Raw genomic sequence first — 14,995 nt, 5'->3', positions numbered from 1 at the left:
GATTTCCCGTCATTGCGAGCCAACGGGTCCGCGCGAAGCGCGGCCCGATGACAGGTTCAGGGAAGCAATCCAGAATCCCTCGTCGGAAACAGTCTGGATTGCTTCGTCGCAAGAGCTCCTCGCAATGACGACGGAGAGAGCGACGAAGCCTTACGCCGGCGTCAGCTTCGCCACTTCGCTCTTCATGTCGTTCAGCACGCCGGAGATCGCGTCCACCAGTTCGTCGATCTGGATCTTGGTCGTGATCAGCGGCGGGCAGATCGCGATGGCATCGAGCATGTTGCGCGAGATCACGCCGCGCTCCTGGAGCATGCGGCTGGCGATGCCGCCGACGGCGCCCGGCGTTGCCGCCGCGGTCTTGCGCGCCTTGTCGAGCACGAGCTCGAGCGCGGCGATCATGCCGACGCCGCGGACCTCGCCGACCAGCGGGTGGCTGGCGAGTTCACGCAAGCGGCCCTGCATGTAGCCACCGAGCTCGGCCGCGTGTGCGACGAGGCCGCGCTCCTCGATGATCTTGAGGTTCTCCAGCGCAATCGCCGAGCCGACCGGATGGCCGCCCGCGGTGAAGCCGTGGCCGAGCACGCCGATCTTGTTGCTCTCGTCCGCGATCGGCTCGAACATGCGGTCGTTCAGGATGATCGCCGAGAGCGGGAAATAGCTCGATGTGATCTGCTTGGAGACGACGATCGCATCGGGCTTAATGCCGTAGGTCTCGCAGCCGAACATCTTGCCAGTGCGGCCGAAACCGCAGATCACCTCGTCGGCGACCAGGAGAATGTCGTACTTCTTCAGGACCTTCTGGATCTTGTCCCAATAGGTCGCCGGCGGCACCACGACACCGCCCGCCCCCATCACCGGCTCGCCGAAGAACGCCGCGATCGTATCCGGCCCTTCCTTCTGGATCAGGGCGTCGAGCTCCTCGGCCCGGCGCGTGGCGAAGGCTTCCTCGCTCTCGCCGGGGGCGCCGTCCTTGTAGAAGTGCGGCGAGCCCGTATGCAGGATGTTCGGCAGCGGCAGGTCGAACGAGCGGTGGTTGTTCGGCAGGCCCGTGAGGCTGGCGGATGCGATGGTGACGCCGTGATAGGCACGCAGGCGGCTGATCACCTTCTTGCGCTGCGGTTGGCCGAGCGCGTTGGAGCGATAGGCGATCAGCTTCAACACGGTGTCGTTCGCTTCCGAGCCGGAATTGGTGAAGAACACCTTGCTCATGGGCACCGGCGCGAGCGCGACCAGTTTCTCGGCGAGGTCGATCGAGGGACCGTGCGATTTGGCGGAGAACGTATGGTAGAACGGCAGCGCCTGCATCTGCTTGTGCGCCGCCTCGACCAGTCGCTTCTCGTTGAAGCCGAGCCCGACGCTCCACAGGCCCGCCATGGCTTCGAAATAGCGCTTGCCCGACGCGTCGAAGACGTAAGGCCCCTCGCCGCGCTCGATCACCAGCGGACCGGCCTGCTGATGCGTGCGCGCATTGGTGTAGGGATGGAGCTGATAGGCCACATCCCGGGCCTCTTGCGAATTGGGCAGCATGGACATTTGCGATGATCCCTAAAAGCGTCACGCCGCCGGCGGGCCGGCGTCATCACTCGATGGCGAGTACTTGTCTCAAGTACTTGGCTATTGCCACGACGCAAAACTTGCAATGCCAATTCGTCGGCGGCAAGCGCTCAGCAGCGATGCACAAAGCCGCACATGATAGGACCGCGGATCGCAGAATCGGGCTGGGCAGCTCTCACGCCGCGCCGTCGTCGTCCACTTCGTCGGTGGCGGAAACGGCTTCCCTCACCTCCACCAGCGCCATCGAGAGCAAGTAGACCGTGGTAGGCAGCCCAAGTCTGCGCGCCTTCTCGGCGGCATGCGACAGATCGCTCGCCAGCTCCTTGAGCTCGTCTCCCCGCGACAATTCTCAACCCCATCGACCGGCCGCGGCCGCCTACACCGCAACGGCGCCGCTGGTTCTGATCAGTTCGGCGCTGGACTGGATTGTAGCAAAATTCGCAATGACATCCACTACCGCATGCCGGTAGGCCGCGGCATCGTCCGTGCCCGGCTGCCGGCAAGCCACCGCGTCGGTGATCACATGGTAGCGATGACTGCGGTGAAACCCCTCGACGGCAGTGGCCAGGATGGTCTCGTCCAGGGAAAAGCCGATCAGGATGCAGCGTGTGGTGCGGATAGCGGACATGTGGCCGCCAAACCGCGACGAGCTGTAGGCGGACGGCAGTGGGTGCTCGAACGTCATCTCGCCCGGTTGTGGCCTGGTCTCCGCGATCCAATCGGTCAGCCTGGATGACGGATTGAACCAAGCCGCCTGCGCGATGCGCTTCAGATGCATCACCGGCCATAGATTGCTGCGCCACAGCGTCAGGAGTTCCAGGCAGCGCGCTGTCGTCGCATCGCCCTCGCGGATAACGTGACGGCGGCCGGGGGTCAGGTACTCGACCTGAAGATCCGCACAGACCAGGATCGGCGGATCATCGTGCATTGAAACCAGCATCGAGTTGCGCGCAGCTGCACCTGTTTCAGCGGTCGGCGAGCGCGAGGTCCCGCAGCGGCGAGGTCACCGCCCGCCCGGCCGAGGCATCGAGCACGCCAGGACGGTCCCAATCGCCCTCGGGACGAATAATCACATAGGGATCGCTATCCAGCGTGATGGCGTCCGGGCCCGGCTCGATCTCCAGCAGCATCTCCGTGTAGGAGAAATCCGAGAACGTGATCTTGCGGTTGTGACCGAGCGGCTTGGCACCGAAATGGGCCCAGAAATCGACCAGCCGGTCCTGCGCCTGGCCGTAGATCTTGCGAAAGCCCTTGCGCTTCACATAATCGACACTGGCCTGCACCAGCTTGAACGAGACGCGCGAGCGCCGATATTGGTGACGCACCGCAAGCCGCTCCACCTTGGCGAAATCGCCGAAGAAGCGCACCCGCAGGCAGCCCGCAGGCTCGTTGCCGACGAAGCCGATGAAATGCGCCGCGACCATGTCGTTGCCGTCGAACTCCTCCTCGAACGGACAATCCTGCTCGGCGAGGTAGACCGCCGAGCGGATGGCGGTCACCAGCATGAGATCGCTTGGGTCGCGCGCGAGGCGGATGGTGATAGCGCGGGAACAGGGCTTGGCGACTGGAATCCTAGTACCGTGCATCTGCAAAGCTCCTTGATTGGATGATCGCTCCCGGCATGCGCATCGGCTGTCGATGCCAGGGCCGCTCGTAGCACCAAAGGTCGGGTTGGAAGCTCGGGACGGGCGCAAAGCCTGTCGCCTTCATGATGTCGCGTCCGGCCACCGTTGACGGCTGCGCATAGCAATCCGCATCGCGAAACCTTATCTGCCGCAGATGAGCCGCGGCCTTACCGAGACCGGCGATGCCGCGGCCCGTCGCCGCGATCGCCCAGATGTAGATGGCAGCGACGTCTTCGTCTGCCGATGCGAGATAACGCGTCTCGGGCGCGGTGAGGCAAATCTCGTCGAGCAGCAGCGCGTCATGTCCGCGGTCATTGAGAAACAGGAAGGCCATGCCGCCGACGAGCTTGCCTTTGCGGCTGAATGTCAGGATGCTCTGGGGATCGAAGACGTAATATTTGGCAAGCTCCGCCGTCCCGATCTGCACGCCCGGCACCAGCCGGTGCGCCATCTCCGAAAGCGCTCCAATTTCGGAAAATTGCGCACAGCGGACGTCGACGTCCGGGCTCAGCGGCAAGGCATCGAAATCATGCCTTGCGGCAAACGTGCCCCTTTCCATACTCATGTCGCGCCTCTATCGTTCGAGGCTTTCATGCCCCGCTACGACGAGCTTAGCGGTTGGGGATCAGGAGTATGCAGCAGTTATTGCACCGGGGTGCTGCGATGATGCAGCACCGTGAAGAAGCCCTGGGCGCGTCCTGGGATGATTTGAAGCTGTTTTTAGCGTGCGCAAAATTTAAAAGTTTTCGGAATGCCGCCGAAGAGCTCGGCCTCACCTCCACCACGCTGATGCGCCGCATCGACCGGCTCGAGGAGAGCATTGGGTGCAAGCTGTTCCTGCGCGACCAGAGCGGGCTGACGCTCAGCGATGAAGGCGCCGCGATGATCGCCGACGTCACGCATATGGAGCGTCATGCCTTCAACGTCTTCCGCCGCGCCGCGCGGTCCTCGAACGACACCTCGGGCACCGTTCGCGTCGCGGTGACGGAAGGCCCCGGCAATTTCTGGATCCTGCCGCGGTTGATCGACTTCCAGAAGACGTACCGCAAGATCACGGTCGATCTGCGCTGCGCGATGGAGCAGGCCGACGTCGCGCGGCTCGAATCCGATATCGCGATCCAGCTCGAGCCGCCGACCAATCCCGATCTGATCGTCGCCAAGCTCGGCCGCCTCCACATCTATCCCTTCGTCTCCAAGGAGTATGAAAGCCTCTACGGCGTGCCGGCAACGCTCGCCGAACTGAACAATCACCGCATCATCAAGCAGAGCGCGCCGCAGGTCGACGACGGCGCCTATGCCCGCGTGCTCGGGCTGAAGTCGCTCGAAGGCATCGTCGGGATCAAGACCAATTCGTCGGTGGGCGTGCTCTACGCGGTGGAGCGCGGCGCCGGCATCGGCTTCCTGCCGACGGTATCGATCGCGCTCGGTGCGCCGCTCGTTGCGGTCGATCTCGGCGTCAGCCATCACGCCGATCTCTGGCTCACCTATCACAAGGAGTTCCGCAGCTCCGAGCGGCACAAGATCGTGGTCGACTGGCTGAAGAAGATCTTCGATGCCAGGACCTATCCCTGCTTCCGCGACGAGTTCATCCATCCGAACGCGCTGGTGCCGATGATGACGGCGGCGCGCGAGGGCTTTGGCCTGGCGGGATACGTGGCGACGGCGCCGACTTAACGCAGGCGAGCGTCAGCTCACCATTTGTATTCGAAGCCGAGCGTGCCCTGGTGCGAGGTGAGCTCGTTGCGAAATTTGCCGTCGTAATTGACGTAGAGCCTCGCCACGTTGGTCAGGCTGAGCGAAGCCGAGGCGCCGGCATCCGCGCCGTAACGGCTCTCGCCGATGCCGGGGACGATGACGTTCTGGGCGCCCAGACTGACCTGGATGGATCCGAGGTCCTGGTGGAAATTGTCGACGAACTTGCCGTAGGCCGAGAGGTCCAGGATCTTCTGGTCGATGATGAAATAGCGGCCGACCTCGGCCCCGAGCATGATGCGCGCGCGCGAGAGCGCCGACGAGCCGACGTTGAGCGGATCGAGCCCGCCGGTCTCCTGGAACGCGGCGCTGGTGGCACGCACATATTCCAGCGCGCCCTTGGGCACGATGCGCATCTCGTCCTTGGTCCAGTAATAGCTGATCTCGGTCAGCGCGCCGTCCACGGCGGCGCGATAGCGCGCGGTCGCAAGGCCAAGGCCGGTATCGCGGCTGGAATGGACCTTGCCGAAGCCGTGCACCATGGCAAAGGCCCAGGTCCACGGGCCCTTGTCGATTGAGCCGCTGAAGCCGAGCTGGGTGAGATCGAGGGTTGCGGATTGCAGCGCCAGCGGCACGTCGATGTCGGTGTGGCTGTGGTCGACGGAGAATCCGATGTTGACGCCGGGTGCGAGCCGCGCGCCAAAGCCGGCAACGCCGCCGAAGGTCTTGCGCTTGTCGCCGACGAAGTCGCCTTGCGCTTCGGTGCGGACCGACAGGCCATAGCCCTCGAACCAGGTGCGGTAGCGCGGATCTTCCGCAGCCACCGAGGCGCCGCCGCCGCCCGGATTGGTGCGGAACGCCCGGCTGACGCCGCTCGAGGCCTGATTGCCGAGCCGCTCCAGAAAGCCTGAGCCGAAATTGAGCATGCTGTTGCCGGCTGACTGATTTTGATTGGTCGAGGTCGGCGACGGAATCGGGGTCGGTGACGGCGTGGGTGTCGGCGTGGGCGTCGGGGTCGGCGTGGGCGTGCTTTGCGCGAAGCCGGGCGTTACGGCCGCCATCGTCACGACCAGGGCAAACGCCATCGCGAGCGCAGCCACGATCCGGCGGACGCGGTCCAGCCCGATCGTCTGCCGTGTCCCGAAGAGCTGCGCGGCGCAGCGCATGCGATGAATCCCGAAAGCGAAGTGGCGGGCGCGCAAAAATGCAACACGGTCTGCGGCGCTTGCGGCGATTTGGGCCGAACTGCCACGAGGGGTCAACCGGTTGGCGCATAACGGCCGAGGCTATTGCACCGATTGTGGTTCTGCTGCCACAGGTCGCAAATTGCGCTTGAAGGCACCTGGCTTGCTCTTGAAATCCGCGCGCGGCTTGCTAGCCGGCGAATTTCATGTTGCAATAACGTTCACAATCGGAATTGGCCGTTTGCTGTGCGTTTCGCGACATTGCGCCTCAAGACTCGAACAGACTTCCGGGAGCCCGTTTGTGGCGTGGCACGCGAAAAAGCGGCCGCGTCGTTTTTATATCTAGTGGAGGAGACGAGCGATGCCGCAAAAGGGCACCGTCAAATGGTTCAACCCGACAAAGGGCTATGGGTTCATCAAGCCGAATGGCAGCGACAAGGACGTGTTCGTCCACATCTCCGCCGTCGAGCGTGCGGGACTCTCTACCCTCAACGAGAACCAGGTGGTTGAATTCGACCTCGTGGAGAACCGCGGCAAATCATCCGCGGAGAACCTCAAGGTTTCCTGATGTCTCTCGCGGCATGCGAGCGATCATGACGTTGCCCCCGGCTCTGCCGGGGGATTTTGTTTGTGGCGCCGAAACGGCGACGACTCTTCAGCGCGCCACCGGCGCAACCAGAAAATTCTCCGACGCTGCGCTTCCCGCCGTCCTGCAGACATCGCCCTCGATGCGGACCTTACCGGCCGCGAGCAGCCGCAGCGCCTCGGGATAGATGCGGTGCTCGACTTCGAGGATGCGCTCGGACAGCGTCTCCGCGGTATCGTGGTCGCTGACGGGAACCGCGCCCTGCATCACGATCGGGCCGGCATCGGTCTCGGGAATGACGAAGTGGACCGTCGCGCCGGAGAGCTTGACGCCGGCGCGCAGGGCCTGGCCGTGCGGGTCGAGGCCGGGGAACGATGGCAGCAGCGAGGGATGGATGTTGAGCATCCGCCCGTACCAGGCCTTGGTGAACTCGGCCGTGAACAGGCGCATGAAGCCGCCGAGACAAATCAGCTCGATGCCGTGCTTGTCGAGCGCGGCCTGCAGCACCGTCTCGAAGCCGGCGCGGTCCCTGCCGAACGGCTTGCTTTCGATCACCTCGGTGGTCACGCCGCTCGCTCTGGCACGTTCGAGCCCGGGCGCATCCGCCTTGTTCGAGATGACGAGCGATATCTCCGCCGGGAAATCCGCGGCGGCGGCTGCCCTGATCAGCGCAGCCATGTTGGAGCCGCGCCCGGAAATCAGGATGGCGACGCGGCGCTTCATCACGGCGCCAGTCATTAAAGCGCCATGTCGAGGTGGCCGTTATAGACGACGCGGTGCTCGCCCTCGGCCGGAATCACGGTGCCGAGCTGCGCCACGGTCTCGCCTGCGTCGGTGAAGACTTCGACGACCTTGTCGACCTTGTCGGGCTCGACGATCGCGATCATGCCGATGCCGCAATTGAAGGTGCGCAGCATTTCCAGCTCGGCGATGCCGGCTTGGGCCGCCAGCCATTTGAACACCGGCAGCACCGGCAGGCGTGCCAGGTCGATGCCGACACCGAGATGCTTCGGCAGCACGCGCGGGATGTTGTCGGTGAAGCCGCCGCCGGTGATGTGGGCGAGCCCCTTCACCGCCCCGGTCTCGCGGATCGCGCGCAGGCACGATTTCACGTACAGCCTGGTCGGCGTCAGCAGCGCGCCGCCGAGCGTCATCACCGGCGCGAACGGCGCCTGCGCCTCGAAGCCGAGGCCCGACTGCTCGACGATCTTGCGGACCAGCGAGAAGCCGTTGGAATGCACGCCGGACGAAGCGAGACCGATCACGGCATCGCCCGCGGCGATGTCCTTGCGCGGCAACAACGTACCGCGCTCGGCGGCGCCGACGGCAAAGCCGCCGAGATCGTAGTCGCCGTCCTTGTAGAGGCCGGGCATTTCGGCAGTCTCCCCGCCGATCAAAGCGCAGCCGGATTCGCGGCATCCCTCCGCAACGCCCGCGACGATGGCGGCCGTGGCCTCCGGATCGAGCTTGCCGCAGGCGAAATAGTCCAGGAAAAACAGCGGCTCGGCGCCCTGGACCACGAGGTCGTTGACGCTCATGGCGACGAGGTCGATGCCGATGCCGCCATGCAGGCCGGTCTCGATCGCGATCTTGACCTTGGTGCCGACACCGTCGGTCGCGGCCACGAGGACCGGATCCTTGAAGCCGGCCGCCTTGAGGTCGAACAGGCCGCCGAAGCCGCCGATCTCGGCATCGGCGCCCGGCCGCGCGGTGGCGCGCACCATCGGCTTGATCAGGTCGACCAGGCGGTTGCCCGCGTCGATATCGACGCCTGAATCGGCGTAAGTGAGGCCGTTTTTGCGGTCGGTCATGCCCGATTTCCAGTGGGTTTGCGGCTGGTTACGTTGAATTCCGGGGACGCGCAATGGCTCGCATGGCGCTCCCCGCTATACTATGTAGACATATCAACCGGTTCAGCCTGCAACGGGCCGGATTTGAGGTCAGAACCGGTGCCGGGAAGCGCTTTCGTGAGTATTCCGAATATCATTACCTTGGGCCGCATCATGCTGGTCCCGATCATCGTCTGGGCCATCGTGTCGAGCCAAATGGAGGTGGCGTTCGCCGTCTTCCTGATCGCCGGCATCAGCGATGCCGTGGACGGCTTTTTGGCCAAGCGCTTCAACATGACGAGCGAGCTCGGCGCCCTGCTCGATCCGCTCGCCGACAAGGCGCTGCTGGTCTCGATCTACATGGCGCTCGGCATCTGGGGTGCGATCCCGCGCTGGATCGTGATCCTGGTGGTCTCGCGCGACATCATGATTGTCGCCGCCGTGATCGTGTCCTGGTTGTTCGACCGGCCGGTCGAGATGAAGCCGTCGAAAGTGTCCAAGCTCAACACGGTGGCACAAGTGGCATTCGCAGCTTTGGTGCTGGCGGCGCTTGCCTTCGGCTTCAAGCCCGCGCCTTATGATATCATCCTGATGGGTCTCGTCACGGTCTTCACGCTCTCCTCCGTGTCGCTCTATCTCGTCGAGTGGCTGCGGCACATGAGCACGATCGAGGCCAAATGAGCGAGGAAGCAGCCCAGCAAAAGGCCAAGTCCCGCACCATCAAGTCGAATCTCTACAAGCGGGCCGGCGCGCCGGCATGGAGCAGAGCAAGCGTGGCAGGCCGCGTTCATCCCCGACAATTGGCGTTTGCGCTTCCGCATGCGGAGAGCCTCAGCCGGGACAACTTCCTCGAAGGCCCCGCCAATGCGGCCGGTCTAGGCCTCATCGACGGCTGGCCGGAATGGCCGAACCGGATCATGTGGCTGGCGGGCCCGGAAGGAAGCGGCAAGAGCCATCTCGCCGCGATCTGGGCCGAGGAAGCCGGCGCCCGCTCGACCACCGCCAATGCGCTGACCGCGACGGACGTGCCCGGCGCGCTCGCCACCGGCGCGCTGGTGGTCGAGGATCTCAAGGCTGGGGACTTCGACGAGCGTGCCCTGTTTCACCTGATGAACCTCGCCCGCGAGGACGGCGCCTACGTCCTGTTCACCGGCCGCGAGGCGCCGGCCGCGCTTCCGATCGAGCTTCGCGACCTGCGCTCGCGCCTGCGCGCCGTTCCGGCGGTCACGCTGCTGCCGCCCGACGACCAGCTGTTCCGCGGCCTCATCGTCAAGTTCTGCGCCGACCGCCAGCTCAATGTGGACGAGAGCGTGGTCGGCTACCTCGCGACGCGCCTGGAACGGTCCTCGGCCGCCGCCCGGCGGGCCGTCGAGCTGCTCGACAGCGAAGCCCTGCGGCTCGGCCGTCCCGTCACCCGGGCGCTGGCCGCCGAGCTGCTCCGGGACGCCTGACAGGCTCGCAGGCCTCCCCGAAGTCCGCTTGACGCGGTGCAGGGGCGGAACATCAATGTCATCGAAACGTCATCGCTCTAACACATGCTCCCGCCGATTTTTGCGCTTGAGTCGCAATTGGGGTGAACTGGATGGACCGACTTCTGATGGACTCTGCGCAAGCTGTTGAAACGAAAGAGAAAGCCCCGGAAACCGAGAGCCTTCCGGCGATCGCGTCCAGTCCCGAGCGGTTCATCAACCGCGAGCTGTCCTGGCTGCATTTCAACCGCCGCGTCCTGGAGGAATCGGTCAACCCGAGCCACCCCGTGCTGGAGCGGGTGCGATTCCTGTCGATTTCGGCCAATAACCTCGACGAGTTCTTCATGGTTCGCGTCGCCGGCATCAAGGCCCAAGTCCGCGAGGGCATCGCCGAGCGCAGCCCCGACGGCCTGACGCCGTCCGAGCAGCTGGCGCTGATCAACCGCACCGTCTCCCAGCTCGCCTCCGACCAGCAGGCGATCTGGCGCGACCTGCGCGCCACGTTGGCCGAGGTCGGCATCGTGCTGGTCGACGGCAAGGACGTCACAAAGGCGGAACGAACCTGGATCGAGGACTACTTCCTCCACAACGTGTTCCCTCTCCTGACCCCGCTGGCGATCGATCCGGCCCACCCCTTCCCGTTCATTCCGAGCCTCGGCTTCACCATCGCGCTGCAGCTCACGCGCGCCGCCGACGGCAAGCAGATGAACGCGCTGATCCGCATGCCCGGCAAGATCGACCGCTTCATCCGCCTGCCGGCGGATGGCACGGTGCGCCTGATCTCGCTGGAGCAGGCCACCGCCCTGTTCATCAACCGCCTGTTCCCCGGCTACAATCTGCACGGCCAAGGCGCCTTCCGGATCATCCGCGACTCCGAGCTCGAAATCGAGGAGGAGGCCGAAGATCTCGTCCGCCTGTTCGAGACCGCGCTGAAGCGCCGCCGCCGCGGATCGGTGATCCGGCTCGAGATCGACGCCAAGATGCCGGAGCAGCTGCGCAGCTTCGTGCAGCACGCGCTCTCCGCCGCCGACGACGAGATCTTCCTGGTCGACGGCGTGCAGGCGATGAACGAGCTCTCGCAGCTCACCCGCCTCGACCGGCCCGACCTCGAATTCACCCCTTACGTGCCGCGCCACCCCGAACGCGTGCGCGAGCATGGCGGCGACATCTTCGCCGCGATCCGGCAGAAGGACCTGATCGTCCACCATCCCTACGAGTCGTTCGACGTGGTGGTGCAATTCCTGCAGCAGGCCACGCGCGACCCCGACGTCGTTGCGATCAAGCAGACGCTCTACCGCACCTCCAACAATTCACCGATCGTGCGCGCCCTGGCCGAAGCGGCCGAAGCCGGCAAATCAGTCACCGCGCTGATCGAGCTGAAAGCGCGGTTCGACGAAGAAGCCAACATCCGCTGGGCACGCGATCTCGAACGCGCCGGCGTGCAGGTCGTCTACGGCTTCCTCGAATTGAAGACGCACGCGAAGCTCTCGATGGTGGTGCGCCGCGAGGGCGGCAGCCTGACGACCTACGTCCATACCGGCACCGGCAATTATCACCCGGTCACCGCGCGCATCTACACCGATCTCTCCTACTTCACCTCGGACCCGACGATCGGCCGCGATGCCGCGCGCGTGTTCAATTTCATCACCGGCTATGCCGCGCCGAGCGATCTGGAAAAAATGGCGGTGTCGCCGCTGACCTTGCGCAAGCGCATCATCGAGCACATCCAGGGCGAGACCGCACATGCGCGGCATGGCCGTCCCGGCGCGGTCTGGATGAAGATGAACGCGCTGGTCGATCCCGACATCATCGACGCGCTCTACGAGGCCTCGCAGGCCGGTGTCCAGGTCGAGCTCGTGGTGCGCGGCATCTGCTGCCTCAGGCCCGGCATTCCCGGTCTGTCGGAGAACATCCGCGTCAAGTCGATCATCGGCCGCTTCCTGGAACATGGCCGAATCTACTGCTTCGGCATGGGCCAGGGACTGCCGAGCGCGAAAGCGGCTGTGTATATCTCGTCCGCCGACATGATGCCGCGCAACCTCGACCGCCGCGTCGAGGTGCTGTGTCCGCTGCAAAATCCGACGGTGCATCAGCAGGTTCTCGAACAGATCATGGTCGCGAACCTGAAGGACAATGAGCAGAGCTGGCAGTTGTTGCCGGATGGGTCTTCAACGCGTATGAAGACCGCGAAGGGCGAGGAGCCTTTCAACGTCCACAACTACTTCATGACGAATCCGAGTCTGTCTGGCCGTGGAAAGTCGCTCAAGGAATCCTCGCCGCGTCGTCTCACGCGCCGGAACGAACGTCATCAATCCTGATCGGGGATTTGCGACGTGAAGCGGCCGCGCAAGCGCGGCTCGAGCGTCGCGGTTATCGACATAGGCTCCAACTCGGTCCGCCTCGTCGTCTACGAGGCGCTGGCGCGCAGCCTGATCCCGATCTTCAACGAGAAGACGCTGTGCGGCCTCGGGCGCGAGGTGCAGAGCACGGGCCTGCTCGCGCCCGACGCCATCGACAAGGCGCTGACCTCGCTGAAACGGTTTCGCGCGCTGTGCCGGGTGATGAAGGTCGGACGCGTGTTCGCGATCGCGACCGCCGCATGCCGCGACGCCTCCAACGGCCCCGATTTCATCGCCAGGGCCGAGCGGATCTGCGCGGTGAAGATCGAGATCCTGTCGGGCTCGCGCGAAGCACGACTGTCCGCGCTCGGCGTGATCTCCGGCATCCACCATCCAGACGGCATCGTCGGCGACCTCGGCGGCGGCTCGCTCGAGCTGATCGACGTGCGCAGGAACGCCGTACGCAGCGGCGTGACGCTGCCGCTCGGCGGCCTCGCACTGCAGGACCTCGCCCACAAATCGCTCAAGCGCGCCGACCGCATCGTGCGCGACGAGATCGACGGGGTCCACTTACTCACTGCCGGCCGCGGTCGCACCTTCTATGCCGTCGGCGGCACCTGGCGCGCGCTCGCGCGCATCCACATCATCCAGAGCGGCTATCCGCTTCAGGTGATGCACGGCTATTCCATTCCGGCTGCCGAGGCGCTCGACTTCTCGCGCCGCCTGCGGCGCCTCGCCGCCGCCGACATGCTTGCCGACATCGAGATCGTCGCCGATGCGCGGCGCCCTCTCCTCACCTATGCGGCGCTGGTGCTCGAGCACATCATCCGCGTCGCGAAGCCAAAGAACATCGTGTTCTCCACCTTCGGCGTGCGCGAGGGCCTGCTGCACGAGAAGCTGCCCGAGACCGAACGCAACAAGGACGGGCTGATCTGCGCGGCGGAGGAGCTGAACCAGCTGCTGTCGCGTTCGGCCAGGCACGCGCGCGAGCTGATTGCCTGGACCGACCGCCTGGTGCGCGTCGTCAAGCTGCGCGAGACGGAAGTGGACCGCCGCCTCCGCCACACCGCGTGCCTGCTCTCCGACATCGGCTGGCGCGTGCATCCCGATCATCGCGGCGAGCAGACGCTCAGCCTCGTCGTCAACGGCAATTTCGGCGCGATCACCCACACCGAACGCGCCTTCGTCGGCCTGTCGGTGTTCTATCGCTATGCCGGCCTCAGCGAGGAAAACCAGCCGCCGGTCACCATGCAGGAGCTGCTGACGCCGGCCCAGCTCGAACGCGCGCGCCTCCTGGGCGCTGCGTTCCGCGTCGCGCATCTGATCTCGGCCGCACGTCCCGGCGTCCTGCCAGCCACGCATTTCCGCAGCCAGGGCCGCAAATTGATGCTGGTGTTCGAGCACCGGCTCGGCGACCTCGTCGCCGACCGCGTCGGCAGCCGCTTCCGTCAGCTCGCCCGCCTGGTTGGCCGCGCCGGTTCAATCGTCAGGCGCTGACCTCTCAGCCGGGCCTCATCCTCCCGGGCCGTCTCTTGAGCCACATCATCGCGCCGCTGACGAAGAGGACGAGCGGTGCGAAGCCGGCCGCGAACACCAGCAGGCGTCCTGCGAATCCGAACGACGCGCCATTGTGGAGCCAGAGCTGCTCGGCGAGATAGCGGTCCCCCATCGACATGGTGCCCGGCGTGCGGTCGTGCACCACAGCGCCGCTCCACGGATCGAGCCAGATCGCTCCACGCGACCGCACCGCGGGATCAGCTCCATCAGGACGGAATTGCACCCGCCAGGTGTTGCGCGTTGCGGTCGGCGGATTGAGCATGGCGACCGTCGCACCGGGCTTGACCTCTTGCGCGCGTCGCATGATCGCGTCAGGTGAGAGCACCGGCGTCCCTGCCGGAGGCGGCATTTCGACTCGCGGCGAGCGATCAGGCGTCGGCTGCGACACGAGGCCGACGATGGGCCGCACCAGGTCGGGAAAAACGATGCCGACGCCGGTGATCGAGATCAACAAGAGCACGGACAGCGCCCAAAAGCCTGCCGCACCGTGAAGGTCCAGAACAAATCGAAGCAGCGAGACGTTCTTGCGCACCGAGATCGATCGCCAAAATCGCCCCGGCTTCGGCCACCAAAGGAAGAGACCCGAGACCGCCAAGCCGAGCAGCACGAACCCGGCCACGCCGACCAGTTCCTTGCCCCAGAACTCGTAGAGCAGCAGCGTGAAATGGAGACGGTAAACCTTGAGCGCGAACGCGTTGGCGTAGTCACGCCGCCCGAGCACCTTGCCGTTGGAAGGATCGACCATAGTCGTCCACCGGTTCGGGTAGCTGCCTGGCGTGGTCTCGTGCGAATGGATCACGATCCAGACTGGCCAGGTCCGGTCTGGCGCCAGGATCGTCGCGATCGGCGCGGGATCCGCTGCCGCGGCGGCGTGCATCACCTCCGCTAACGTGACGCTCTGCTCCGGACCGGCGGGCGCATAGAGCGCCGGATTCAGGGCGACATCGATCTCCCGGTAGAAGACGATGAAGCTTCCAGTCAGGCCGATCAGCACCACGACGATGCCGCCGATCAATCCGAACCAACGGTGCGCCCACAGCAGCGCGTGCTGCACGCGTCCGGGCATCATCCTGGATCGGGCGGGCGCCGAGCCGCCTCGACGTGGTGCCCTGATTGTTTGGTCCATTCAGAGCACCCGTCGTCTGCGCCCGATCCAGCTC

Annotated in this window: 15 protein-coding genes; 6 read left to right on the top strand and 9 right to left on the bottom strand. The window is 65.1% G+C overall.

Annotated features, from left to right (window positions below):
* Positions 1-150: 150 nt before the first annotated feature.
* The 5 genes from I6F21_RS03945 to I6F21_RS03925 form a co-directional block, all read right to left on the bottom strand.
* A complete protein-coding gene (locus I6F21_RS03945; RefSeq protein ID WP_225140277.1) occupies positions 151-1,533 on the bottom strand; it encodes an aspartate aminotransferase family protein in 1,383 nt (460 codons plus the stop codon).
* A 196-nt stretch (positions 1,534-1,729) separates the two neighbouring features.
* On the bottom strand, positions 1,730-1,900 hold the full coding sequence (locus tag I6F21_RS03940) for a hypothetical protein (protein ID WP_225133048.1): 171 nt from the start codon (positions 1,898-1,900) through the stop codon (positions 1,730-1,732).
* 30 nt (positions 1,901-1,930) lie between these two features.
* Positions 1,931-2,494 carry an isochorismatase family protein gene (locus I6F21_RS03935; RefSeq protein ID WP_225140276.1) on the bottom strand — a complete coding sequence of 188 codons (564 nt, stop codon included), beginning with the start codon at positions 2,492-2,494 and terminating at the stop codon, positions 1,931-1,933.
* Between the two features lie 25 nt (positions 2,495-2,519).
* Complete coding sequence (locus tag I6F21_RS03930; RefSeq protein WP_036000546.1) at positions 2,520-3,140, bottom strand: GNAT family N-acetyltransferase; 621 nt, start codon at positions 3,138-3,140, stop codon at positions 2,520-2,522.
* On the bottom strand, positions 3,127-3,744 hold the full coding sequence (locus I6F21_RS03925; RefSeq protein WP_036000548.1) for a hypothetical protein: 618 nt from the start codon (positions 3,742-3,744) through the stop codon (positions 3,127-3,129). Before I6F21_RS03925 ends, I6F21_RS03930 begins: the two co-directional genes overlap by 14 nt.
* Before the next feature lie 68 nt (positions 3,745-3,812).
* Here I6F21_RS03925 and I6F21_RS03920 point away from each other — a divergent pair, with 68 nt between their 5' ends.
* Entirely contained in the window at positions 3,813-4,853 is a 1,041-nt protein-coding gene (locus tag I6F21_RS03920) for a LysR family transcriptional regulator (RefSeq protein ID WP_036000552.1), read from the top strand.
* Positions 4,854-4,870: 17 nt separating this feature from the next.
* Here I6F21_RS03920 and I6F21_RS03915 read toward each other — a convergent pair whose 3' ends face one another.
* Entirely contained in the window at positions 4,871-6,037 is a 1,167-nt protein-coding gene (locus I6F21_RS03915; protein WP_036000554.1) for an autotransporter outer membrane beta-barrel domain-containing protein, read from the bottom strand.
* 379 nt (positions 6,038-6,416) lie between these two features.
* Here I6F21_RS03915 and I6F21_RS03910 point away from each other — a divergent pair, with 379 nt between their 5' ends.
* Positions 6,417-6,623: a cold-shock protein gene (locus I6F21_RS03910; protein WP_027576280.1), complete on the top strand. Its 207-nt coding sequence runs from the start codon at positions 6,417-6,419 to the stop codon at positions 6,621-6,623.
* 87 nt (positions 6,624-6,710) lie between these two features.
* Here I6F21_RS03910 and purN read toward each other — a convergent pair whose 3' ends face one another.
* Both purN and purM read right to left on the bottom strand, forming a co-directional pair.
* Positions 6,711-7,364, bottom strand: a complete 654-nt coding sequence (gene purN / locus I6F21_RS03905; RefSeq protein ID WP_036000572.1) for a phosphoribosylglycinamide formyltransferase — start codon at positions 7,362-7,364, stop codon at positions 6,711-6,713.
* Positions 7,365-7,378: 14 nt separating this feature from the next.
* Positions 7,379-8,452, bottom strand: coding sequence for a phosphoribosylformylglycinamidine cyclo-ligase (gene purM / locus I6F21_RS03900; RefSeq protein WP_036000563.1), 1,074 nt, complete (start codon positions 8,450-8,452; stop codon positions 7,379-7,381).
* Between the two features lie 156 nt (positions 8,453-8,608).
* Between purM and I6F21_RS03895 the strand changes: the two genes are divergently transcribed.
* The 4 genes from I6F21_RS03895 to ppx all read left to right on the top strand — a co-directional run bounded on the left by I6F21_RS03895 (position 8,609) and on the right by ppx (position 13,775).
* A complete protein-coding gene (locus I6F21_RS03895; protein ID WP_025035876.1) occupies positions 8,609-9,151 on the top strand; it encodes a CDP-alcohol phosphatidyltransferase family protein in 543 nt (180 codons plus the stop codon).
* Between the two features lie 92 nt (positions 9,152-9,243).
* Complete coding sequence (locus I6F21_RS03890; RefSeq protein WP_036000575.1) at positions 9,244-9,921, top strand: DnaA/Hda family protein; 678 nt, start codon at positions 9,244-9,246, stop codon at positions 9,919-9,921.
* Between the two features lie 146 nt (positions 9,922-10,067).
* The gene (locus tag I6F21_RS03885) at positions 10,068-12,257 is read left to right on the top strand and encodes an RNA degradosome polyphosphate kinase (protein WP_036000566.1); all 2,190 of its coding nucleotides are present in this window, start codon (positions 10,068-10,070) and stop codon (positions 12,255-12,257) included.
* Positions 12,258-12,272: 15 nt separating this feature from the next.
* Positions 12,273-13,775 carry an exopolyphosphatase gene (ppx, locus tag I6F21_RS03880; RefSeq protein WP_225140275.1) on the top strand — a complete coding sequence of 501 codons (1,503 nt, stop codon included), beginning with the start codon at positions 12,273-12,275 and terminating at the stop codon, positions 13,773-13,775.
* Positions 13,776-13,779: 4 nt separating this feature from the next.
* Here ppx and I6F21_RS03875 read toward each other — a convergent pair whose 3' ends face one another.
* A complete protein-coding gene (locus tag I6F21_RS03875; protein ID WP_036000582.1) occupies positions 13,780-14,904 on the bottom strand; it encodes a PepSY-associated TM helix domain-containing protein in 1,125 nt (374 codons plus the stop codon).
* Positions 14,905-14,995 lie beyond the last annotated feature (91 nt).

The sequence above is a fragment of the Bradyrhizobium sp. NBAIM03 genome (assembly GCF_020194055.1).
In the GTDB taxonomy this organism is placed as follows: Bacteria; Pseudomonadota; Alphaproteobacteria; order Rhizobiales; family Xanthobacteraceae; genus Bradyrhizobium; species Bradyrhizobium yuanmingense.
Note: the sequence above shows the minus strand (reverse complement) of the source record. Positions and strands in the feature narration are given on the sequence as shown.